We start from the raw sequence: 21,516 nt of genomic DNA on the forward strand, positions 1-21,516 counted from the left end.
TCGATCGCTGTATCGCTGCTCGGATGGCGTGCGTGGTCGTGGCGCTGCCGTGGAGTATCTGTCCCATAGCTTATCCCTGAATGAAGGATCAGCTTGACTGATTCCCCCACACTCCGGGACTAGACACTTGCCACGTCGCTCCACCGCATGGGTGTTTGTCGATGTGTTTGAGTGGCAGAGCGTATTGGCGAGCCTCCTTAACATCTTGCGGAAATGCGAGCACGCGACGTGGGATGATAGCGTGCAAGAACTCAGAAAGCGCTTCGATTGGGAATATGAGGGCATGGCCGGGACGTAATCGAACTTCAGCACCTGGTCGTTGTCGGCTGCCACTTTTATGTTGCGGCAGAATCTGATTCAGGGTCCGCATGAGCCGATATGACCTGACCGACTTCGAGTGGCGCGTGATCGAGCCGCTGTTGCCCAACAAGCCGCGAGGGGTGCCGCGCGTCGATGATAGGCGCGTCCTCGACGGCATCTTCTGGGTGCTGCGATCCGGTGCGCCATGGCGCGAACTGCCAGAGCGATACGGCCCAGGCACCACCTGTTACAATCGCTTCGTCCGATGGCGGAAAGCAGGTGTGTGGGACCGCCTCATGGATGCCATCGCCAAAGCCCATGACGGCACGGTGCAGATGATCGACACCTCCATTGTTCGCATCCATCAGCAGGGCGCGACGGCAAAAAGGGGGATCGAGATCACTGTCTCGGTCGGTCCCGAGGCGGGCTGACAACCAAAATCCATGCTCTTGTCGACGCCCAAGGCAGGCCGATCAAGCTGACGCTCACGGCAGGCCAGATGAGTGACATCGCCTCCGCAGCGGACTTGATCAAGGATTTGCCGGAGGGTGCCATGCTACTCGCCGACAAGGGCTATGATGCCAACGCCTTGCGCAATGCTGTCACCCAGCGAAAGGCATGGGCCAACATTCCGCCCAAGGCCAACCGCAAGGACGCGATCTGCTTCAGCCCCTTCCTCTACAAGGCGCGCAATCTCGTCGAACGCTTCTTCAACAAGGCCAAGCAATTCCGTCGTATCGCAACCCGATACGACAAGCTGGCTGAGAACTATCTTGCCGCCCTCAAACTCGTCGCAATCCGGATCTGGCTGCGCGGTAATGAGTCTACGTCCTACTATGTCACCAATTCACAAGCTTCGCGAAACATCGGCACCGCCGGCGAAGCCGATAGGCGCCTTGGCAGCTTACCGTCTCGATCGACCGACGGTTTCCCTCGTTAACATATGTGGAGGCAATCGACTCGCGTATAGATTTGGTTTATAACTCTAAGTGCGGAATCTTCATTGACGATGCGCACCGACGTGAATAAGGAGCAAGTCAGATGTCGCGAACATCGATGTTCCTACTTGGAGCTCTTGGCGGTCTCCTTCCAATATTGGTGAGCCTTCTTACCATTGACGTTGCTTCTTTTACAGATGGGCCTCATGCTTTAACTATAGGAAATTATATTGGATATGGCCTTAGGGTCTTTATCCTGCTTCTTCTTGGTGGAGTGATGGCTTCACTTAATTCCGAAGTACGTACTCCCATGTCTTTGGTTCAGCTTGGAATTGCTGCTCCGGCGTTGATCACGTCCTACATGAACGGAACAAGTCTCAAACCCCCGCCCAGCCCCAGCGCCACAAACGACGCCAGCCTGAGCTTCGTGTCTCCTGCTTATTCGGCACCAAGTAACCGGCAAGCCCCGTATGTTGTTGCCGTTGGTTTTCTTTCTGATATTCAAAGAGGATTTGGGACGCGTCTGGATACGTTGCAACAGCAAAATCGAGCGATAGAAGGAGCTGCGAAAAACATTCCACTATTGCCGATGCCGCAACCCGACGCACCACCACCCACAGCACCTGGACCTACTTCTCCGGTGGGATGGGGAGCATATTGCTTGACCAGTGTCGGCAAATTCGGCCCAGGACCACTGGTCCCGTTGGGCACACCCTGCGGGGTCCCAACGACTGGCGGCGTCGCGAACGGAATCGCTGTTAGCGAATGAGCTAATTTCTAAGCATTTCGGATCGCGCGGTCGAAAATACCGGGCCACTTGGTTGTTCGAACAAGAGGCCTCTTCAGTCGACTTGTCCTGCCCGGACACCAGGCCAGCCAGAGCCGAGGGGGCACTTTAACTCTTTCACCGGATCCTACCAATCGACCTCTCCCCTTGGGCGCTTACGACAGCGTCGCTTTTGAAGGCGCGCGCGTCGTCCCATAACAAGCGGCCTCAGGGCGCTTGCGGCAATGCTCGCAGCATCAAGGAGCAAGAGTTTCATGGCCGATCTGATCGTCGTCTATTGGCGCGACATCCCCGCCCAGGTCATCGTCAAGAAGGGCCGGCAGAACGCCAAGCGTGAGCTGCCGCTGCGCTTCACCGAAGCGATCGACATGTGCGCCATGCGCACGGGGGCCGGCGGCACTGACGATTACCTGGCCGAATGGCGCAAGGCCGAGCCGGTGCCGGTCGGCGACGACATAGAGGCCGAGGTCGAGAAGGCATTCAACGAACTCGATGCGAAATATGACCGCGAGCGGCTGGTCGCTCTGGTCAAGGCTGGCGGGAAAGAAAATGTCTGAGCAACAGCCGACGGTTACCCAGGCCACCCTGGTCAAGAAGGCCGCGCCGAAATCCGACTACAAGCCTGCCGACGTGTCGCCTCAGCGGCGCGTCCAGCGCACCTTCGCTGTACGCCTGTGGTCGATCCGCCATTCGCGATTGCTCGAATGGTTCTATAGCCGGTTCGCCGACGTCTTCCTGCTCTTGCATCCTCTGTGGAAGGGCATCGGCTACGGCCGTGTCGAAGCTCCCGTGAAATTCGTCGAGAAGCGCGTCAAGGGCTTCATGTTCGATTGCCGCATGTGCGGCCAGTGCATCCTGTCCTCGACCGGCATGTCATGCCCGATGAATTGTCCGAAGCAGTTGCGCAACGGCCCTTGCGGCGGCGTGCGTGCCAACGGCAATTGCGAGGTCGAGCCGGATATGCCCTGTGTCTGGGTCAAAGCCTGGGAAGGCTCCCGCAACATGGTCCACGGCGACAACATCCTCACCGTGCAGAAGCCTGTCGACCAGTCGCTGCGCGAAACCTCGGCCTGGCTGCGGGTGACCGCGCAGGCCGCCACCGCGCGAGAAACGACCCAGAAGGCGCAGAACACCGGAGCCTCCGCATGAACGCCCGCCAACGCGACGAGAATCCGGCCGGCATCCACCTGCCGCTCGATCCCCTGCCCGGCCACACCTCGCGCGGCCGGCTGGAGCGCGTGCTGCGCCGCGGCGAGTTCGCGGTGACGACCGAGCTCAACCCGCCTGACAGCGCCGACCCGGAAGACGTCTACAACCGCGCCAAGATCTTCGATGGCTGGGTCGACGCCATCAACGCGGTCGACGCCTCGGGCGCCAATTGCCACATGTCGTCGGTCGGCATCTGCGCGCTGCTCACCCGCATGGGCTATGCCCCGATCATGCAGATCGCCTGCCGCGACAAGAACCGCATCGCCATCCAGGGCGACGTGCTGGGCGGCGCGGCGATGGGCGTCGCCAACATGCTCTGCCTCACCGGCGACGGCGTGCAGGCAGGCGACCAGCCGGGAGCCAAGCCGGTGTTCGACCTCGATTCCATGTCGCTGCTCGAGACCATCCGCATCATGCGCGACAACGGCAAGTTCCTGTCCGGCCGCAAGCTGACGACCCCGCCGCAGGTCTTCCTCGGCGCCGCCGTCAACCCCTTCGCGCCGCCTTACGATTTCCGTCCGATCCATCTCGGCAAGAAGATCGCCGCCGGCGCGCAATTCGTGCAAACGCAATACTGCTTCGACGTGCCGATGTTCAAAACCTTCATGCAGAAGGCGCGCGATCTCGGCCATACCGAAAAGGTCTTCATCCTGTGCGGCGTCGGGCCGCTCGCTTCCGCCAAGACGGCGAAATGGATCCGTTCCAACGTGCCGGGCATCCATATTCCCGAGGCGGTGATCAAGCGGCTCGAAGGCGCGCAGGACCAGAAGAAGGAAGGCAAGCAGCTCTGCATCGACATCATCAACGAGGTGAAGGAAATCCCGGGCGTCGCCGGCGTCCATGTGATGGCCTACCGCCAGGAGGAGTATGTCGCCGAGATCGTCGATGAATCGGGCGTGCTGAGAGGCCGCCAGCCCTGGCAACGGGAGATTCGCCGCGACGACCAGATCGTCGCCGAGCGGCTCGACCACATATTGCACGACGAGATTACCGAAACCCAGGTAGACATGGTGAAGACCGCGCACTGAGGGCGCGGCCGATCACCATTCGCTTGAACAAAATCAGATAACGATATAAAGAACTCTTTATATCCCGACGGAGAGATCGCATGACCCGCACCATCGTCGCCTCGGCGACCCGAGAAATCGTCATCGGCTTCGACCAGCCCTTCTGTGTGATCGGCGAGCGTATCAACCCGACAGGTCGCAAGAAGTTGGCCGCCGAAATGGTGGCCGGCAATTTTGAGACCGTCGTCAAGGATGCGCTGGAGCAGGCCGCCTGCGGCGCCACCATGCTCGACGTCAATGCCGGCGTCACCGCCGTCGACCCTAACGCCACCGAGCCGGCGCTTTTGGTGCAGACGCTGGAGATCGTGCAGAATCTCGTCGACCTGCCGCTGTCGATCGACTCCTCGGTCACCGCCGCGATCGAGGCCGCACTGAAGGTCGCCAAGGGCCGGCCGCTGGTCAACTCCGTTACCGGCGAGGAAGAGAAGCTCGAGGCGATCCTGCCGCTGGTTAAGAAATACAACGTTCCGGTCGTCGCCATCTCCAACGACGAGACCGGCATCTCGATGGATCCGGACGTCCGCTTCGCCGTCGCCAAGAAGATCGTCGAGCGCTGCGCCGACCACGGCATACCCGCCCATGACGTCGTCGTCGACCCGCTGGTCATGCCGATCGGCGCGCTGGGCGATGCCGGCCGCCAGGTGTTCGCGCTGCTGCGCCGGCTGCGCGAAGAGCTCAAGGTCAACACCACCTGTGGTCTCTCCAACATCTCCTTCGGTCTGCCGCACCGCCACGGCATCAACGCCGCCTTCATCCCGATGGTGATCGGCGCCGGCATGACGAGCGCCATCATGAATCCGGTCCGCCCGCAGGAAATGGAGGCCGTGCGCGGCGCCAATGTGCTCAACGGCACCGACGAGAACTGCACCACCTGGATCCGCACCTACAAGGACTATAAGCCGGCCGAAGGCGGCCATGCGGTTGCGGCTCCGGTCGCGGTCACCGCCCCCGGCGATGGCGCAGCCGCTGCCGGTGGTCGTCGCCGCGGCGGCCGTGAAGCCCGGATGGCCCGCGGATAAGCATGTAATCGTGAACCCGCCTCCCAATATCACCGATCCGCTCGTGCTGTTCATGCCGTCAGGCAAGCGCGGGCGGTTCCCGGTTGGCACGCCGGTGCTCGACGCCGCGCGCCAGCTCGGTGTCTATGTCGAAAGCGTGTGCGGCGGCCGCGCCACCTGTGGGCGCTGCCAGATCGAGGTGCAGGAAGGCAATTTCGCCAAGCACAAGATCGTCTCCTCCAACGACCACATTTCTGCCAAGGGCGCCAAGGAGGAGCGCTACGAGCGCGTGCGCGGCCTGCCCGACCGCCGCCGCCTGTCCTGCTCGGCGCAGATCCTCGGCGACCTCGTCATCGACGTGCCGCAGGACACGGTCATCAACGCCCAGACCATCCGCAAGGACGCCGACACCAGGGTGATCGCCCGCGATTCCGCGGTGCGCATGTGCTATGTCGAGATCGAAGAACCCGACATGCACAAGCCGCTCGGCGATCTCGACCGCTTGAAGATCGCCCTGATGAAGGACTGGGGTTTCAAGAGCCTCGAATTCGATTTCTATCTGCTGCCGCAGGTGCAGGGCATCCTGCGCAAGGGCAACTGGACCGCTACCGCCGCCATCCACAAGGATGCCGACAGCGACATCGCGCGCGTCATAGCGCTCTGGCCAGGGCTGAAGAACGAGGCCTATGGGCTCGCCTGCGATATCGGCTCGACCACGATCGCGATGCATCTGGTGTCGCTGCTGTCGGGCCGCGTCGCCGCTTCCTCCGGCACCTCCAACCCGCAGATCCGCTTCGGCGAGGATCTAATGAGCCGCGTCTCCTACGTGATGATGAACCCGGATGGGCGCGAGGGCATGACGGTCGCCGTGCGCGAGGCGGTTTCCGGCCTCGTCGACAAGGTGTGCGCGGAAGGCAATGTTCAGCGCAACGACATCCTCGACACGGTGTTCGTCGGCAACCCGATCATGCACCATCTGTTCCTCGGCATCGATCCGACCGAGCTCGGCGGCGCGCCCTTCGCGCTGGCCGTCTCGGGTGCGGTGCGCATCAAGGCTTCCGATCTCGGCTTGAAGCTCAATCAGGGCGCGCGCCTCTACATGCTGCCTTGCATCGCCGGCCACGTCGGCGCGGACGCCGCTGCGGTGACCCTTTCGGAAGGCCCGCATCGCCAGGACGAGATGATGCTGATCGTCGATGTCGGCACCAATGCCGAGATCGTGCTCGGCAACCGCACGCGCGTCGTGGCCGCCTCCTCTCCCACCGGCCCGGCCTTCGAGGGTGCCGAGATCTCCGGCGGACAGCGCGCGGCGCCTGGCGCCATCGAGCGCGTGCGCATCGACCCGAACACGCTTGAGCCGCGCTACCGCGTCATCGGCTCGGAGCTCTGGTCGGATCAGCCGGGCTTCGCCGAAAGCGTACAGGCAACCGGCGTCACCGGCATTTGCGGCTCGGGCATCATCGAAGTGATCGCCGAGATGTATCTGTCGGGCATCATTTCCGAGGACGGCGTCGTCGACGGCTCCCTTGCCGCGCGCTCGCCGCGCATCGTTGCCAACGGCCGCACCTTCTCCTACCTGCTGAAGGACGGCGAGCCGAAGATCACCATCACCCAGAATGACGTGCGCGCCATCCAGCTTGCCAAGGCGGCGCTCTATGCCGGCACCAAGCTGCTCATGGAGAAGCAGCACACCGACCATGTCGACCGCATCCATTTCGCCGGCGCCTTCGGCTCCTTCATCGATCCGAAATACGCCATGGTGCTGGGGCTGATCCCGGACTGCGACCTCGACAAGGTGTCGGCCGTCGGCAATGCCGCTGGCGCCGGCGCGCGCATGGCGCTCCTCAATCGGGGCTACCGCCGCGAGATCGAGGAGACGGTGAGCAGGATCGAAAAGATCGAGACCGCGCTGGAACCAAAATTCCAGGAGCACTTTGTCTACGCCATGGCGCTGCCGAACAAGGTCGACCCGTTCCCGAAGCTGGCGGCCGCGGTGAAGCTGCCGCCGCGCAAGGCGACGAGCGAGGATGGTGCCGCCGGCGACGCCACCCCGCGGCGGCGCTCGCGCGAGGAGCGTGCGGCACGGCGCGGACGCGAATAGGCCGTCTTCACACCGAAACGCATTTCGATTTCATTTGCATGCAAATGTTTCCGGATCCACCCGATCCGGAAACCGAAGTGCTGTCTTCGTGAAATCCACTCGAAACATGTCGGGCGCATTTAGCTCGCATCGAAGGGCTGGCGTGAAAATGCCTTCGGGCCAGCGCGACCTTCCGGAGGAACCACAATGTCGATGTTCGATAATCTCGGCCGCTTCGGTGTTGCCATCAGGCACGCCCATGCCCGCAACAAGGCGATCCGCGCGCTAAACGACCTGCCGGCGCATGTCCGGAAGGATATCGGCTGGCCGGCGTCGCCGCCGAGCGACCCGCAGGCGGCTCTTCACAAGCTGCTCCTGGGCACCCCGCGCTGATGACGTTCGCCGACAAGTGCAAGCTGCTCGGCAGCCGCCGGGGCCGGCAAGCGGCCTCGGCAACCAGCGACAACAAGCTTCGCGCCGCGTTGCTATCGGGTCGACGGTGAGGCGGTCACCGTCGCATCACGTCGATGTGCCCATGGCGTAGCTTGACATTTCCACCTGAGCTACAATCTTCGCATGACGGGGGAATTCTTAGTCGGCTCTGCCGAAGTCCGTGTACCCGCATGCCCAGTTTGAAAAGCCACGTCGTCTCGTTCATTCTTAGGCACAGCCGCAAGAAGGCCTTTTCCAGTCCCGAAAACCTGCAACGCTGGATCGTCTACGCGCGCAAGACGGAAGACTATCATCCACCGGCATTGCTCAAGGCGCGGCTGGATATCACCGAGACCAGCGTCGACGGCTTTCCCGTCTACGAGATCGCGCCCAGGGCCGGCGAACGGCGGCGCATCCTCTACATGCATGGCGGCGCCTATGTTTTTCAGATCACATCCTACCATTGGGGTCTGATCGCCGAAATGGCCGAACGGCTTGGCTTTGGCGTCACCGTTCCGATCTATCCGATCGCGCCCGAGCACGATTTCCATGACATGTTCGGCATGGTCGGCGACGTCTACCGGCGCATGCTTGAGGAGACCGATGCGGAAGACATCGTCTTCATGGGTGATTCCGCCGGCGGCAACATGGCCGTGGTGCTCACAATGATGGCCGCGGAGGAAGGCCTTTCATCGCCGGCGCGCCACGTGCTGATCTCGCCCGGTCTCGACATGTCGCTGTCCAATCCGGAGGTGTTCGAGGCGGAACGCAGAGATCCGTGGCTCGGCATTCCCGGCGGGCTCGAGGCGATCCGCCTCTACAGCGCCGGCATCGACCGCGCCGACTGGCACATCAGTCCGCTCTACGGCGATCTCTCGGTGCTGCCGAGGACGCTGCTGCTCACCGGCTCGCACGACCTGCTCAGCCCCGACAATCTGATCTTCGCGGAACGGGCGCGCGATGCCGGCGTCGAGATCGACGTGGTCTACGAGGAAGGCATGTTCCACGTCTGGCCGCTGATCGAGATGCCGGAAGCGCGACGCGCGAGGGACAGCATCGTCGCCTTTCTGAACGGGGAAGCAAGGGCGCGGCCGGTCAAAGCCCGTGGCTGGTCGCTGCAGGGTCAGGCCGCGACCTGACCGTTCACGACCCGGCAGCGACGTCTCGATCGTAATCCCTGCGCGACGCTTCGATTGCCGATCGGTTCTGCTGGCCCCAGCTCGACAATGCCTCCAAAGGCTGGATGAGCGAATGGCCCATCTCGGTCAGCTCGTACTCGACCTTTAGCGGAATGGTTGGATAGGCGGTTCGTTTCACCAGCCCATCCCGCTCCAGCCGGCGCAGCGTGAGGGTCAGCATGCGGTGGGAAACGCCGCCAGCCGCATCAATGCGTTGAAGCGCATTGGGCCATGAGACAGCGCGCCGACCGCCATGATCGTCCCATGGCGTTCTAGGCTGGACGCGGTGAAGAAAAAACCCGCCCCCAAAGGGCGGGCTCATTCAATGCAGGTTTTGCCCAGGCTGGTCAGAACTTGCCGGTTTCGCGGAACAGCTCGAACGTCGCCCGGATGTGGTCGGCGACCGCCTTCACCGGCGCGCTGGCATCGGGCGCGACCACCATGGCGAGATTGTAGGTGCCGATGTCGGGCATACCGTCCTTCGCGCCAAGCGACACCATCTCGTCGCCGAGGAAAGATTTCGGCAGGGGCGCCACGGCAAGGTCGGCCATGATCGCGGCGCGCTGGCCGGCCGTATGCGCGCTCATATAGGCGATGCGATAGTTGCGGCCCTCGCGGCCGAGCGCTTCCAGGGCACCGGCCCGCCAGGCGCAGCCCTCTTCCCACAACGACACGGGCAGCGGCTCGCGCAGATGCGCGCAGCCGCCCTTAGCGCCGGCCCAGACGATCGGTTCGGTCAAAAGCACCTCGGCGCCGAGCGCGCTGGTCTTATAGGAATTGGTCAGCAGCGTGATGTCGAGCGCGCGGTCGTCCATGCGGCGACGCAGATTGATGCTCTGGTCGATGGTGACGTCGACGGCGATCGACGGATGCGACTGCGCGAAGCGCTTCAGCACATGCGGCAGCACACGCTCGCCATAATCGTCCGGCGAGCCCAGCCGCACCACGCCGACGATGTCGGGAATGATGAACTTCGACACCACCTCGCGGTTGATCGACAGCAGCCGCCGGGCGTAGCCGAGCAACATTTCGCCATCCGTGGTCAGGGTCACCGAGCGCGCGTCGCGTTGGAAGACCGAGCGGCCGAGAATGTCCTCCAGCTTCTTGATCTGCATGGAGACGGCTGAGGGCGTGCGGAACACCGCATTGGCGGCGGTGGTGAAGCTGCCGGTCTCGGCGATCGCCACGAAAGTGCGCAGCACATCGAGATCGAGCAGTGGCAGAGGATGGTTGAGCGGGGCGTTCATCGGACCTTGCCTTCAATTTTTCTGATGCAAACGATCATCCCATTTCGTTTGATTGAACATCACTTCGGGCGCATAGTCAACTCGATCGATGCGGGATGCTGCCAAAAGCAGCCATCAAACGACCCCGACACGGACCTGCAATCGACATGAAATGAAGCTGAAACAGACCTGACGTAACGCATTGCCGGGCGCCCCTGCCCGAATCGAGGAGAAAGAAGATGTCCATCCTGTCGTCCATCGGTCGGCTCGCGACCGAATTCAGCGCGGCCCGCGCCCGCTACCAGACCGAACGCGCCATCCATGCGCTGCCGATCGAACTGCAGAAGGATATCGGCTGGCCGGAAGCCGCCGATGCCAAGACCGGTATGCGCTACGGCGTCGGAGCCTGGGCCGGGGCGAAGTAGCCAAGTGTGTATCGAGAATTGAAGGCCTGCCGTGTGCGTCAGACCGGCAGGCCTTTTTTGTTTGCGTTCAAATGAGTTTTCGAGCCATGCGGCCGCTGCATGACGCATATGAACCACTCGCATAGCGACACAGTTTCCTATTTAGTGCATTGTAAATAATCGTAAATTTCGGGCATCCTGCCCAAATATGTCGCAATTGATGTCGCTTTTCATATCAAGCGCTTCGCTTTTGCGATTTAGTTTTCGCTGAACCAAGCCTATATCAACGCCAGCAAAAACGAGCTGCCCCACTCCATCAAGCGAAGGCGACCCGTCTGAGCAACCCAAATGGAGATGACAATGAAGCTCTTTGCCCGCCTGTTCCCTCGCCGCGAAATGAACCTGACGACCGCCCTCGAGCGTCAGCGCCTCGCCAAGACCATGCCCGGCCAGACCGGCGCCATGGCTGCCGCCCGCCTCGGTTTCATTGCCTGAGGCAGCCTTTTCGAGCGGCATTTGCGGCCGTCGCATTGAAAGGAATTCGACGCCGCCACGGCAAGGCCGGGCGGCGTTTTCGTCTTTATCGGGCTTTCGTTGCATGGGTGGAGGCGTTGACCTAGGACCAATTGCCCATTTGCGACCCATGTCGCAAATTTAATCTCCGCTTAGCCGTCTACCCGATTGACAGGAATGGTTTTTCCTGATGACGCTATGCTGTTCGCGACATTCTGTTCGCGTCATGGCCGCGTGAGGTTTCCCGTGAATGCCGTAAAGCACCCGATCAAGAGATCGTTTGTATTCTTTCTCATTCCTGACTTCACCATGATTGCCTTTGCGACGGCGCTCGACCCGCTGCGCTCGGCCAATCGGATGCTCGGCTACGAGGCCTATAGCTGGCGCCTGGCAAGCATTGACGGCAAGCCGGTGCGCGCCTCGAACGGCGTCGAATGCGCCGTCAACACCTCGCTTGAGGAAGAGCGCAGGAAGATGGCCGGGCCGGACAGGCCGAACATGGCGATCGTCTGCAGCGGCATCAATGTCGAGCGCTACCACAACAAGTCGGCTTTCGCCTGGCTGCGCGAGGAATACAACCGCGGCGTCGCCGTCGGCGGCTTGTGCACCGGCGCGCATATCCTGGCTGCCGCAGGGCTCCTGTCGAACAAGCGCTGCGCAATCCATTGGGAAAACCTGCCGGGCTTCTCGGAAGCCTTCCCCAAGGCCAATGTCTTCGCCGACCTCTTCGAGGTCGACCAGAACGTCTACACCTGCGCCGGCGGCACCGCCGCGCTCGACATGATGCTGAAGCTGATCGGCGACGACTTCGACGAAAGCCTCGTCAACCGCGTCTGCGAACAGGTGCTGACCGACCGTGTGCGCAGTCCGACCGATCGCCAGCGTCTGCCGCTCAGGGCGCGCCTGGGCGTGCAGAATTCCAAGGTGCTGACCATCATCGAGCTGATGGAGGCGAACCTCTCCGAGCCGCTGTCGCTGATCGAGATCGCCGATCATGTCGATCTGTCGCGCCGGCAGATCGAGCGCCTCTTCCGCACCGAGATGGGCCGCTCCCCTGCCCGCTATTATCTCGAGATCCGGCTCGACCGCGCGAGGCACCTGCTTATCCAATCGTCCATGCCGGTGGTCGAAGTGGCGGTGGCCTGCGGCTTCGTCTCGGCCTCGCATTTCTCCAAATGCTACCGCGAGCTCTACGCCCGCTCGCCGCAGCAGGAACGCGTCGACCGCAAGCAGCTTCTGGCGGCTTGAGGCGTCGAAATACCTAGAGCGGTTCAGCGATTCATCGAATCGCCGAACCGCTCTAAGTATTTGTTTTTGCTCTAGGCAGACTGGGTCTGCGCCGTCCGCATCGCCTCGATGCGGATGTCTTCGGTGAGCTGCGCCTTGAGCGCCGAGAATTCCGGGCTGGTCTTCAGCGTGTAGTGGCGCGGATGCGGAAGCTCGACCGGTACGTCCGACTTGATGCGGCCGGGCCGCGCGCTCATCACGATCACCCGCGAGGCCATGAAGATCGCTTCCTCGATGTCGTGGGTGACGAACAGCACCGTCTTCTTGCGCCGCTCCCAGATGCCGAGCAGCAACTCCTGCATCAGCCCCCGCGTCTGGTTGTCGAGCGCGCCGAACGGCTCGTCGAGCAGCAGGATCGCGGGGTCGTTGGCCAGAGCGCGCGCGATCGCGGTGCGCTGCTGCATGCCGCCCGAGAGCTGCTTCGGCCAATGGCTCGCGAAGCCTTTCAGGCCGACAAGGTCGACATAGGAAGCGACGATCTCGTTGCGGTCGCGCTCGGGCATGCCCCGCTCGCGCAAGCCGAAGCCGATGTTTTCGGCGACCGTCAGCCAAGGAAACAGCGTGTAGGACTGGAACACCATGCCGCGATCCGGACCGGGCCGGGTGACGGCCTTGCCATCGAGCAGCACGCGGCCGGCGCTCGGCGCCTCCAGCCCGGCGACGACCCTGAGCAAGGTCGACTTTCCGCAGCCGGAGGGCCCGAGGATGGTGATGAAATCATTGGCCGCGACCGCGAGGTCGACGGGCTGCAGAGCCTGCACCGGCTGGCCGCCCCTCACCCCGGCAAAGGTCCGCGAAACGCCCTCGATGACAAGCTTGCTCACGCCAGGCTCCATGGATAGAGCCAGCGGTTGAGCGCCTTGAAGGCGAAGTCGGACAAAAGCCCGATCAGCCCGATCACGATGATGCCGAAGATGATCTGCCCGGTCGCCAACCGCGACTGGCTGTTGATGATCATGTAGCCGATGCCCGACGACGAGCCGATCAGCTCGGCGACGATGACATAGGTCCACGCCCAGCCGAGCACCAGCCGCAGCGTCTCGGCGATCTCCGGCGCATTGGCCGGCATGATCACGCGCCTGACGATGCCATTGTCCGTCGCCCCCAGCGTGTAGGCCGCCTCGACCAGGTCGCGCCTTGTGCTGCCGACCTTGACCGCGATGATCAGGATGATCTGGAAGACCGAGCCGACGAAGATCACCAGCAGCTTCTCCAGCTCACCGATACCGGCCCACAGGATGAGCAGCGGGATGAAGGCGGACGCAGGCAGGTAGCGGGCGAAGGATACGAACGGTTCGAGGAAGGCTTCGACCGGCTTCCAGGCGCCCATCGCGATGCCGATCGGCACGGCGACGATCGAGGCCAGCACGAAGCCGCCGAAGACTCGCCAGATTGTGATCAGGATATCGAGCCAGAAACGGTCCTCGACCAGAAGCCGCCAGCCGTCTCCCAACATCTGCAGCGGATCGGCGAGAAAGATCCGGTTCACATGGCCGCCGAGCGTTATCCAGGCCCAGAACGCCACGAAGAGCACGAAGAAGGCGATGCCGAGCACGGTTCGTGTGCCCGGCGGGACGGGATGCAAGGGACGCAGCATCAGGCACTGTCCTTGAGGAGAAGGAACGGCGGCTACCGCCGCCGTCGATCGGAAGATGCGGGATCAGTTGGCAACCGCGCTGGTGTCGGCGAGCGTCGTCACGTCCGGCGCTTCCTTGATGAGGCCCATCTGCAGCAACAGCTCGGCCGCGGTCTTGGAAAAGTCCTGGAAGTCCTTGGAGAAGAACTGCTTGTTCTCTTCCCGATCAGCCCATTTCAGGTATTTGGCCGAGTCCTCGAACTCCTTCGCCGACTGCTTCACGTCGGCGCCCATGATCTCGTAGGACTTCTGCGGCTCTTTCTTGATCATGTCGAGCGCATCGAAATAGCTGTCGGCCAGCGCCTTGGCGGCACCGGGATTGGCCTTGAGGAAGTCCGGCGTGCAGCCGACAGTATCCAGCACCATCGGATAGTCGAGCGTGGTGGCCAGGATATGCCCCTGGTCGGCCTTGTCGCGCACTGCGGAGATGAAGGGCTCATAGGTGACCGCGGCATCGTTCTGGCCGGCGAGGAAGGCTTGCGCTGCCGCGTCAGGTTCCAGGTTGACGACCGTCACGTCCTTGGTCGACATGCCGTTCTTGTTGAGTACCCAGGCCAACAGGAAATAGGGCGACGTTCCTGGAGCGGACGACGCGACATTCTTGCCCTTCAGGTCGGCGACCGTCTTGATGTCATTGCGCACGACGATGCCGTCGGCGCCGTAGGATTTGTCGAGCTGGAAGATTTGCTTGGTGGTGACGCCACTGGCGTTCCAAACCATCCAGGTCTCGACCGTTGTGGCCGCGCATTGCAGGTCGCCACTGGCAATCGCCAGCGGACGGCTCGCTTGGGGAACCTTCTTCAGCGTGACGTCGAGCCCATGCTTCTCGAAAAGCCCAGCCTGCTTGGCTAAAGTCAGCGGCGCAAAGCCGGTCCAACCGCTGATGCCGATGGTGAGCGACGTAGCGGCCATCGCCGGCGCCGACAATCCGATGGCGGCCGCCACGGCCGCCGCGAAAATGCTGGTCCTGTTCATCGTGGTTCCCCTTCTTGTCTGGTGAGAGGAAATTGTCTCACAGAGCCCAAAAGGCTTGTCAATCAAGCAGGATCGGTCATGGACCATTGTCTAGCTCGGCGCGGGGAAACGCCTCGTATGCCGGACCGGTTGCGGCCGCTCGCCGGGAGCGACGCCGGCGTTCAATACTGGTCGCAATAGCACTCGGCGGACGAGATGCGGTCGTTCCAGCCGGAATCTCCGAAACCGCGAACCCTGCGATTGAGTTCGATCGAGCGGCCGCGCCTGCCTGAATTCTCATAGGCAACAAGCGTACAGCCCCGGCGCACCAGCACCGAGGAGACACGGTCGTTCCAGAACTCGCCGCCGCGGAAATTGACGGAGTCGTCAGGACCCATTTCCAGCGAGCGCCCCCGGAAATTCACGTCCTCGAACAGCACACAGGCCGCCTCGCCGTAGAATTGGGCGCTGGCGCTGCCGGCGCAAAGCAAGGACGCAAATAAGGTCGGAATGAGCAGGCGTTTCATGGTGACTTTCCTCGTTTGCTTCGAGCAGTTGCGCCGACCCCGCCGCACTTTGCCATCGTGCGATCGCCGGAAGCAAGCCCGCATCCGCCAATCCTCGACGGCGGTTTCCAGACGGAAAACGCCACGCTCTCCTGAAACTACGCTCTTGCCCGCGCGGTTCCTGTCGGGAGACCGCTGAGCAATTTTATCCCAGTATTGCTTTAGCGGCTGTCCAGCATCCAGCCGCGGTTGCGCCACATCTTCTCGCCGGCCAGGCAATCGGCGGCCGGCCTGTCGCCGGCGGGCACGACCGGCGGGTGCGCCGCCTCTTCCGCCGCCCATTGTTGCGAGGCCGGACCGGCAAGCTCGAGCACCAGCTTGCGGCGGATCGCTTCCGGGAACTGCGTCCAGTCGTTGACCGGGATCATGAAGGCGCCCGGCCCGCCGATGACGCAGTCGCTGTAGTAGCGGTCGAGATTGTCGACGTCGAAGGCGCCGCTGAATCCGCCCCTTGTCATCAGCGGCAGTCCGTTGATGGTGATGCCCTGCTTCACCACCTCGTCACGCGTGATATCGACCGGCGCCCCCTGGTTGTTGGGTCCGTCGCCCGAAACGTCGATGACGCGCTTGGTGCCCTGAAAGCCACTTTCGGCGAAAAGATCGCTGCCGAAAGCCAACGCACCGGAGATCGAGGTACGCCGCGCGCTGTCCGGCGGACGCGCATTGAGCTGCGAGACGAACCCTTCGGCATCGGCGCGGTTCGTGATCACCGTCCACGGCACGACGACCCGCTGCCATCTGGTGCCGGCCCACTCGACATAGGTGACCACGATCTTGCCATAGGCGCCGTCGGCGATCGCCTTGAGTACGGCGTCGTGCGTCAGTGCCGCGGCATAGCCATGGCGCTGGATCTCGAGTTCGGCGGGTGACATGGAGAGCGACACGTCGACCGCCAGCACCAGCTCGACGTCGACCTGCTCCGTCGCCGTCGATCCCGCGGTCATGCTGAGAAGCAGCGCCAGCGCGGTGGCGCCTGAAAGCCAATGCCCTGTTCGGCCGAAAGCGGACATGACGCGACGGTAAGCGATAATCCGCCACGAACAAAGAAAAAAGGCCCGGCATCGACCGGGCCCTTTTCTGTCCAGACTAACGCGCGGCTAGCTGCGCGGCTTGAGGTTCTCCGGGTCGTAAAGCGGCTTGTAGCCGACGCCGGCGACCTCGACCGGATAGGTCTCGCCAAAATACTCCACACTGAGCTTGCGACCCTCCTGGGCATAGGCCCAAGGCAGGTAGGCGAGCGCGATGTTCTTGCCGATGGTCGGGCCGTAGGCGACCGAGGTGGTGAAGGAGCGGCGGCCAAGCTCGTCGACCAGCGTCTCGCCGGTCGCGGGGTCCTGCACCGGCATGGTGCCGACCGGATAGCGTGCGACACCCTTGGCGTCCTTGTTCTCGGTCATCACCAGCGTGCAGAGCATTGCCGGCTGATGATCGCGGGCGCGATATTCCAGGTGCTTGGCCTTGCCGCAGAAGTCGTTCTCCTTGACCTTCGGGCGCGCAAGGTCGGCTTCGAGCAGGTTGTACTCGGTCAACAGGTCGGCGTTCTGCAGCCGAAGGCTCTTTTCCATGCGGCGTGTGTTGGCGTAGGTCTCGACGCCGAACGGCATGACGCCGGTGGAGCGCAGCGCGTCCCAGACGGCCAGCCCATCCTCGTAGCGCATATGCAGTTCCCAGCCCTGCTCGCCGACATAGGAGATGCGGAAGGCGGTGACGTCCTTGCCGGCGATCTTGATCGGCTTGATCGCGGCGAAGGGGAAATTCTCCGGCGTCAGCCCGTTCGGGTCATCGACCACCTTCTGCAAGGTGGTGCGGGCGTTCGGGCCCCAGATGCCGATGGTGACGTATTTTTCGGTCACATCGGTGACGGTGGCGTCGAAGCCTTTGTCCTGCGCGGTGCGCTGCATGTAGCGGAAGTCGCGCGGCCCGGCATCGGCGCCATCGATCACCCGGCAGCGGTCGGCCATGCGGATCACGGTGAAGTCCGCGCGCACCATGCCCTCTTCATCAAGGAAGTGGGTGTAGATGCCCTTGCCGATATTGTTGTCGCCGCCGATCTTGGCCGCGCACAGCCACTCCAGCAGCGCGACATGGTCTGGCCCTTCGACATCGTACATCGAGAAATGCGAGAGGTTGACGATGCCGCAATCCTCGCTCATCGCCAGATGCTCGGCATTGGAGACGCGCCAGAAATGGCGGTTGTCCCACTCGTTCTCGCGCACCGGCACGCGGTTGCCGTATTTTTCCAAGAGATGCTCGTTGGCGGCGTAGCCGTGGGCGCGCTCCCAGCCGCCCAGCTCCATGAAATAGCCGCCGAGTTCCTTCTCGCGCTCCCAGAATGGCGAGCGGCGGATGTTGCGGCCCTTGGAGAAGGGCTCGCGCGGATGCACCGCAGGATTGTAGACCTTCATCGCCGTCTCGGTGCAGCGATCCCAGATGAACTGTTCCTTCGTCTGGTGCGGGTAGAAGCGCGAATAGTCGATGGCGTGATGGTCGATCGCGGTGCGGCCGTCGGTCATCCAGTCGGCGATCAGCTTGCCCATGCCGGGTCCGTCCTTGACCCAGATGGCGACGGCGTACCAAAGGCCCCTCACCTTCTGGCTTTCTCCCATCGACGGGCCGCCATCGGTGGTCACCTGGAGCAGGCCGTTGAAGGAATGGCCCTCATTGTAGCCGAGCTCGCCGAGGATCGGCGTCAGCTCCATGGCGCGTTCCAGCGGCGCCATGATCTGCTCCATGTCGAGATCGCGCTGCGACGGCGACAGCCGAGCCTGGTCCTTTTCCAGCAGGTCGCGCGGATGGCAGAGACGCGGGTTGGTCTCTTCGTAATAGCCCCACTCGATCTGCCCGCCCTCGGCGGTCTTGGGATCGCCGGTGTCGCGCATATAGGCCGAGTTGCCCTGGTCGCGCAGCAGCGGCCAGCCGATCTCCTTGCCGGTGCCGGCGAACTCGTTGTAGGGGCCGAAGAATGTCAGCGGATGGTCGATCGGCATGACCGGCAGGTCCTCGCCGACCAATGCCGCGGTGAGCCGTCCCCAGATGCCGGTGCAGACCACGACATGATCGGCTTCGATCGTGCCGCGCTCGGTCACCACGCCCTTGATGCGGCCATTCTCGACGATCAGCTCCTTGGCCGATGTATTGGCGAAGGCCTGGAGCTTGCCGGAGGCGACACCCTGGTCGACCAGTTTGCCGGCGACCGTCTGCGAGCGCGGTATGACGAGGCCGGCATCCGGGTCCCACAGGCCGCCCTGCACCAGATGCTCCTCGATGAGGGGGAACTTCTCCTTGATCTCGGCCGGCTCGATCAGCCGGGCGCGGGTTCCGAAGGCCTTTGCCGACGCGATCTTGCGTTTGATCTCGTCCATGCGGCTGTCGTCGCCGACGCGCGCGACCTCGAGGCCGCCGATGCGGGCGTAGTGGCCCATCTTCTCGTAGAAATCGATGGAGTAGAGCGTCGTCCAGCAGGAGAGGAAATCGTGGCTGGTCGTGTAGCAGAAATCGGAAGCGTGCGCTGTCGAGCCGATGTCGGTCGGAATGCCCGACTTGTCGATGCCCACGATATCGTCCCAACCGCGCTCGATCAGGTGATGGGCGACCGACGCGCCAACGATACCGCCCAGACCGACGATGACGACCTTCGCCCTTTTCGGAAACTCTGCCATGGCCCGCGACTCCAAAGTGAAAAAGCGGGCGGACTATAGGGCGGAGCGGTAGGGAGATTGAAGCCTGTTTGCGACATTGCGAAAGAGCCGAGCGACCCCGACGAACGAACGCGCTCCCCAAGTGCCACCAATCAGGAATTCCCTTTGTGCGCCGCAGTCAGGCGGAAGCCTCCATGAGCTTCGCGAAGACACGCCGCTTGGCTTCGCGCACACTGTCCTCCAGCGACTTTGCCTCGGCCAGATGCGCGGCGATGGCGCTGGCCAGCATGCAGCCCGTCCCGCGCATCGATGCGGCAAGGCGAGGCATTTCGAAGCGGATAGGTTCCCGGCCAGGGCTCAACAGGATGTCTGTCGATCTTGCCCCCGCCACATGACCGCCCTTGAGCAGCAGCGCCAGCGGCCCGGCCGCAAGCAATCGCCTTCCCTGCCGCAGCATGTCTTCATCGTTCACAGCCAATTGCGAACCCGTCAGCGCCGCCAGTTCATTGAGGTTCGGCGTGACCAGGCGGCAAAGCGGCATGAGATCGCGTTTCATGATGTCGACGGCATTCGGTTCCACCAGCGGCCTGCCCGACGAGGAAGCCAGCACCGGATCGAGGATTGCCGGTATCCGCGGGTTTTCGCTCAGCACGGCGGCAATGGCGGCGATGGTCGGCGCCGTTGCGAGCATGCCGATCTTGATGGCCGCGACCTCGTTGGCCTGCAACGCTGCCCGCATCTGATCGGCAACCAGGCCAGGTTGCAGATGAAGGATGTCCTTTACGGCGCCGTGCGTCTGCACCGTCACCGCGGTAACGGCAAGACAGCTCCGCAGGCCGATCGAGGAGATCGTCTCGATATCGCGCGCAATCCCGGCACCTCCGCTGGAATCCGATCCGCCGACCACAAGCACATGCCGATCTCGGTTCAGCGCCATCGATCCGTCTTTTCGATCCATTCCCTGGTGCGCGCTTCGGGATCGGAATTCAGCGTTATGTCCGTGACCACCGCCGCGCTGTCGGCGCCGGCCTCGAAGACGCCGTCGAGCCGCTCGGGGTTGAGGCCGCCGATGGCGACCAGCGGGAGAGGCGCGACCCGTTCCTTCCACGCACGGATCCGTTCCAGCCCCTGCGGCGCCCATTTCATCTTCTTCAGAATGGTGGGGTAGACCGGGCCGAGCGCGACGTAGTGGGGCCCCGCCGCAACGGCCGTTTCGAGCTCGGCATCATCATGCGTGCTCAGTCCCAGCCGGACACCGGCCGCCTGTATCGCCGGAAGGGCCGCCGTCTGCAGATCCTCCTGGCCGAGATGGATGAAGTCGCACCCCTCCTCGATCGCCAGCTGCCAATGATCGTTGACGATGAGCTGGCAATGGTGTCGGGCGCACACGGCCTTCGCCTTGCGGATTTCAGCGCGCAGCCTCTCCTCCTCCATGTCCTTGATGCGGACCTGCACCAGTCTGACGCCGAGCGGCACCAGCCGCTCGATCCATTGAGCGCTGTCGACGATCAGGTAGAACGGATCGAGCTTCATGAAAAAACCGCCCTGCCGATTGTCGGTGTCGACGGCACGGCGACATCGCGCGGCTCGAGCAATCCCGAGCCGAAGGCTTCGCGGCCGGCGTCGACCGCCTTGCTGAAGGCCCGCGCCATGCCGACCGGATCGGCCGCCTTCGCGACCGCAGTGTTCAGCAGCACGGCGTCGAATCCGAGTTCCATGACGGTTGCCGCGTGCGACGGACGCCCGAGCCCCGCATCGACGATCAACGGAACGTCTGGGAAATGCCCGCGCATCGAGCGCAGCGCCATGATGTTGACCGGCCCGAGCGCTGAGCCGATCGGCGCGCACCATGGCATCAGCACCTTGCAGCCCACGCCGAGCAGCCGCTCGGCGACGACAAGATCGTCGGTTGTATAGGGAAACACCGTAAAACCGTCTTCGCACAGGATGCGGGCGGCCTCGACCAGGCCGAAGACGTCCGGCTGGAGCGTGTCATGGTTGCCGATCACCTCCAGCTTGATCCAGGACGTGCCAAAAACCTCGCGCGCCATCTTCGCGGTCGTGACGGCTTCCTTCACGGAGTGACACCCGGCGGTGTTGGGCAGGATCCTCACGCCGAGCGAGTTGACCAGCGACCAGAATTTCTCGCCGCCCTTGCCGCCAGCCATTTCACGGCGCAGCGAAACTGTCACCACCGAGGCGCCCGACGCCTTGACCGCATCGGCCAGGATGGCCGGCGAAGGATATTGGGCGGTGCCGAGCAGCAGGCGTGAAGGCAGCGCCGCTCCGAGAAGGTCGAACAT

21 protein-coding genes and 1 pseudogene are annotated in these 21,516 nt (G+C 63.0%); 10 read left to right on the plus strand and 12 right to left on the minus strand.

Features of this window, described 5'->3' with window-relative positions; translation table 11 throughout:
• Window positions 1–368 precede the first annotated feature (368 nt).
• From EN853_RS27280 to EN853_RS27315, 8 genes and pseudogenes are all read left to right on the plus strand, one after another.
• Window positions 369–1,240: pseudogene (locus EN853_RS27280) on the plus strand (IS5 family transposase).
• 1,039 nt (window positions 1,241–2,279) lie between these two features.
• On the plus strand, window positions 2,280–2,582 hold the full coding sequence (locus EN853_RS27285; protein ID WP_126088682.1) for a virulence factor: 303 nt from the start codon (window positions 2,280–2,282) through the stop codon (window positions 2,580–2,582).
• Window positions 2,575–3,174 (plus strand): methylenetetrahydrofolate reductase C-terminal domain-containing protein, encoded by a 600-nt coding sequence (locus EN853_RS27290; RefSeq protein WP_127861913.1) that lies wholly within the window; start codon window positions 2,575–2,577, stop codon window positions 3,172–3,174. Before EN853_RS27285 ends, EN853_RS27290 begins: the two co-directional genes overlap by 8 nt.
• Window positions 3,171–4,262: a methylenetetrahydrofolate reductase gene (locus EN853_RS27295; RefSeq protein ID WP_127861914.1), complete on the plus strand. Its 1,092-nt coding sequence runs from the start codon at window positions 3,171–3,173 to the stop codon at window positions 4,260–4,262. Before EN853_RS27290 ends, EN853_RS27295 begins: the two co-directional genes overlap by 4 nt.
• Window positions 4,263–4,342: 80 nt before the next feature.
• Window positions 4,343–5,320 carry a methyltetrahydrofolate cobalamin methyltransferase gene (locus EN853_RS27300; RefSeq protein WP_127861915.1) on the plus strand — a complete coding sequence of 326 codons (978 nt, stop codon included), beginning with the start codon at window positions 4,343–4,345 and terminating at the stop codon, window positions 5,318–5,320.
• Window positions 5,321–5,330: 10 nt separating this feature from the next.
• Window positions 5,331–7,400: an ASKHA domain-containing protein gene (locus EN853_RS27305; protein WP_189343919.1), complete on the plus strand. Its 2,070-nt coding sequence runs from the start codon at window positions 5,331–5,333 to the stop codon at window positions 7,398–7,400.
• Window positions 7,401–7,586: 186 nt separating this feature from the next.
• Window positions 7,587–7,772, plus strand: a complete 186-nt coding sequence (locus tag EN853_RS27310; protein ID WP_127861916.1) for a hypothetical protein — start codon at window positions 7,587–7,589, stop codon at window positions 7,770–7,772.
• Between the two features lie 230 nt (window positions 7,773–8,002).
• Complete coding sequence (locus EN853_RS27315) at window positions 8,003–8,950, plus strand: alpha/beta hydrolase (RefSeq protein ID WP_127861917.1); 948 nt, start codon at window positions 8,003–8,005, stop codon at window positions 8,948–8,950.
• Window positions 8,951–8,954: 4 nt separating this feature from the next.
• Here EN853_RS27315 and EN853_RS27320 read toward each other — a convergent pair whose 3' ends face one another.
• Complete coding sequence (locus EN853_RS27320; protein WP_245517205.1) at window positions 8,955–9,170, minus strand: helix-turn-helix domain-containing protein; 216 nt, start codon at window positions 9,168–9,170, stop codon at window positions 8,955–8,957.
• A 166-nt stretch (window positions 9,171–9,336) separates the two neighbouring features.
• A complete protein-coding gene (locus EN853_RS27325) occupies window positions 9,337–10,236 on the minus strand; it encodes a LysR substrate-binding domain-containing protein (protein ID WP_127861918.1) in 900 nt (299 codons plus the stop codon).
• 218 nt (window positions 10,237–10,454) lie between these two features.
• Between EN853_RS27325 and EN853_RS27330 the strand changes: the two genes are divergently transcribed.
• Complete coding sequence (locus tag EN853_RS27330; RefSeq protein WP_127861919.1) at window positions 10,455–10,640, plus strand: hypothetical protein; 186 nt, start codon at window positions 10,455–10,457, stop codon at window positions 10,638–10,640.
• A 141-nt stretch (window positions 10,641–10,781) separates the two neighbouring features.
• Here the strand turns inward: EN853_RS27330 and EN853_RS34165 are convergent, their stop codons facing one another.
• Window positions 10,782–11,135 (minus strand): hypothetical protein, encoded by a 354-nt coding sequence (locus EN853_RS34165; protein ID WP_168247759.1) that lies wholly within the window; start codon window positions 11,133–11,135, stop codon window positions 10,782–10,784.
• 306 nt (window positions 11,136–11,441) lie between these two features.
• Between EN853_RS34165 and EN853_RS27340 the strand changes: the two genes are divergently transcribed.
• The gene (locus EN853_RS27340; RefSeq protein WP_348628162.1) at window positions 11,442–12,380 is read left to right on the plus strand and encodes a GlxA family transcriptional regulator; all 939 of its coding nucleotides are present in this window, start codon (window positions 11,442–11,444) and stop codon (window positions 12,378–12,380) included.
• 71 nt (window positions 12,381–12,451) lie between these two features.
• Here EN853_RS27340 and EN853_RS27345 read toward each other — a convergent pair whose 3' ends face one another.
• The 9 genes from EN853_RS27345 to EN853_RS27385 all read right to left on the minus strand — a co-directional run bounded on the left by EN853_RS27345 (window position 12,452) and on the right by EN853_RS27385 (window position 21,516).
• The gene (locus EN853_RS27345; protein ID WP_127861921.1) at window positions 12,452–13,243 is read right to left on the minus strand and encodes an ABC transporter ATP-binding protein; all 792 of its coding nucleotides are present in this window, start codon (window positions 13,241–13,243) and stop codon (window positions 12,452–12,454) included.
• Window positions 13,240–14,016, minus strand: coding sequence for an ABC transporter permease (locus tag EN853_RS27350; RefSeq protein ID WP_167524619.1), 777 nt, complete (start codon window positions 14,014–14,016; stop codon window positions 13,240–13,242). The genes EN853_RS27345 and EN853_RS27350 overlap by 4 nt, the downstream gene beginning before the upstream one ends.
• Window positions 14,017–14,079: 63 nt before the next feature.
• Window positions 14,080–15,030 carry an ABC transporter substrate-binding protein gene (locus EN853_RS27355; protein ID WP_127861922.1) on the minus strand — a complete coding sequence of 317 codons (951 nt, stop codon included), beginning with the start codon at window positions 15,028–15,030 and terminating at the stop codon, window positions 14,080–14,082.
• 161 nt (window positions 15,031–15,191) lie between these two features.
• Window positions 15,192–15,536 (minus strand): peptidase inhibitor family I36 protein, encoded by a 345-nt coding sequence (locus EN853_RS27360; RefSeq protein ID WP_127861923.1) that lies wholly within the window; start codon window positions 15,534–15,536, stop codon window positions 15,192–15,194.
• 200 nt (window positions 15,537–15,736) lie between these two features.
• Entirely contained in the window at window positions 15,737–16,585 is an 849-nt protein-coding gene (locus tag EN853_RS27365) for a DUF1194 domain-containing protein (protein WP_127861924.1), read from the minus strand.
• A gap of 87 nt (window positions 16,586–16,672) precedes the next feature.
• Window positions 16,673–19,234, minus strand: coding sequence for an FAD-dependent oxidoreductase (locus EN853_RS27370; RefSeq protein WP_127861925.1), 2,562 nt, complete (start codon window positions 19,232–19,234; stop codon window positions 16,673–16,675).
• A 157-nt stretch (window positions 19,235–19,391) separates the two neighbouring features.
• Complete coding sequence (locus EN853_RS27375; RefSeq protein ID WP_127861926.1) at window positions 19,392–20,150, minus strand: hydroxymethylpyrimidine/phosphomethylpyrimidine kinase; 759 nt, start codon at window positions 20,148–20,150, stop codon at window positions 19,392–19,394.
• On the minus strand, window positions 20,141–20,746 hold the full coding sequence (locus tag EN853_RS27380) for a thiamine phosphate synthase (RefSeq protein ID WP_127861927.1): 606 nt from the start codon (window positions 20,744–20,746) through the stop codon (window positions 20,141–20,143). The genes EN853_RS27375 and EN853_RS27380 overlap by 10 nt, the downstream gene beginning before the upstream one ends.
• Window positions 20,743–21,516, minus strand: a complete 774-nt coding sequence (locus EN853_RS27385; RefSeq protein WP_127861928.1) for a thiazole synthase — start codon at window positions 21,514–21,516, stop codon at window positions 20,743–20,745. The genes EN853_RS27380 and EN853_RS27385 overlap by 4 nt, the downstream gene beginning before the upstream one ends.

It is taken from the genome of Mesorhizobium sp. M1C.F.Ca.ET.210.01.1.1 (genome assembly GCF_004791585.1).
Taxonomy (GTDB): Bacteria; Pseudomonadota; Alphaproteobacteria; order Rhizobiales; family Rhizobiaceae; genus Mesorhizobium.

Coding starts and splice junctions, on each gene's coding strand:
- EN853_RS27365 (WP_127861924.1), bottom strand. CDS start 16,585: ATGTCCGCTTTCGGCCGAACAGGGCATTGGCTTTCAGGCGCCACCGCG.
- EN853_RS27350 (WP_167524619.1), bottom strand. CDS start 14,016: ATGCTGCGTCCCTTGCATCCCGTCCCGCCGGGCACACGAACCGTGCTC.
- EN853_RS27330 (WP_127861919.1), top strand. CDS start 10,455: ATGTCCATCCTGTCGTCCATCGGTCGGCTCGCGACCGAATTCAGCGCG.
- EN853_RS27310 (WP_127861916.1), top strand. CDS start 7,587: ATGTCGATGTTCGATAATCTCGGCCGCTTCGGTGTTGCCATCAGGCAC.
- EN853_RS27320 (WP_245517205.1), bottom strand. CDS start 9,170: ATGCTGACCCTCACGCTGCGCCGGCTGGAGCGGGATGGGCTGGTGAAA.
- EN853_RS27290 (WP_127861913.1), top strand. CDS start 2,575: ATGTCTGAGCAACAGCCGACGGTTACCCAGGCCACCCTGGTCAAGAAG.
- EN853_RS34165 (WP_168247759.1), bottom strand. CDS start 11,135: ATGCCGCTCGAAAAGGCTGCCTCAGGCAATGAAACCGAGGCGGGCGGC.
- EN853_RS27315 (WP_127861917.1), top strand. CDS start 8,003: ATGCCCAGTTTGAAAAGCCACGTCGTCTCGTTCATTCTTAGGCACAGC.
- EN853_RS27355 (WP_127861922.1), bottom strand. CDS start 15,030: ATGAACAGGACCAGCATTTTCGCGGCGGCCGTGGCGGCCGCCATCGGA.
- EN853_RS27325 (WP_127861918.1), bottom strand. CDS start 10,236: ATGAACGCCCCGCTCAACCATCCTCTGCCACTGCTCGATCTCGATGTG.
- EN853_RS27375 (WP_127861926.1), bottom strand. CDS start 20,150: ATGGCGCTGAACCGAGATCGGCATGTGCTTGTGGTCGGCGGATCGGAT.
- EN853_RS27285 (WP_126088682.1), top strand. CDS start 2,280: ATGGCCGATCTGATCGTCGTCTATTGGCGCGACATCCCCGCCCAGGTC.
- EN853_RS27340 (WP_348628162.1), top strand. CDS start 11,442: ATGATTGCCTTTGCGACGGCGCTCGACCCGCTGCGCTCGGCCAATCGG.
- EN853_RS27385 (WP_127861928.1), bottom strand. CDS start 21,516: ATGTTCGACCTTCTCGGAGCGGCGCTGCCTTCACGCCTGCTGCTCGGC.
- EN853_RS27380 (WP_127861927.1), bottom strand. CDS start 20,746: ATGAAGCTCGATCCGTTCTACCTGATCGTCGACAGCGCTCAATGGATC.
- EN853_RS27370 (WP_127861925.1), bottom strand. CDS start 19,234: ATGGCAGAGTTTCCGAAAAGGGCGAAGGTCGTCATCGTCGGTCTGGGC.
- EN853_RS27360 (WP_127861923.1), bottom strand. CDS start 15,536: ATGAAACGCCTGCTCATTCCGACCTTATTTGCGTCCTTGCTTTGCGCC.
- EN853_RS27295 (WP_127861914.1), top strand. CDS start 3,171: ATGAACGCCCGCCAACGCGACGAGAATCCGGCCGGCATCCACCTGCCG.
- EN853_RS27300 (WP_127861915.1), top strand. CDS start 4,343: ATGACCCGCACCATCGTCGCCTCGGCGACCCGAGAAATCGTCATCGGC.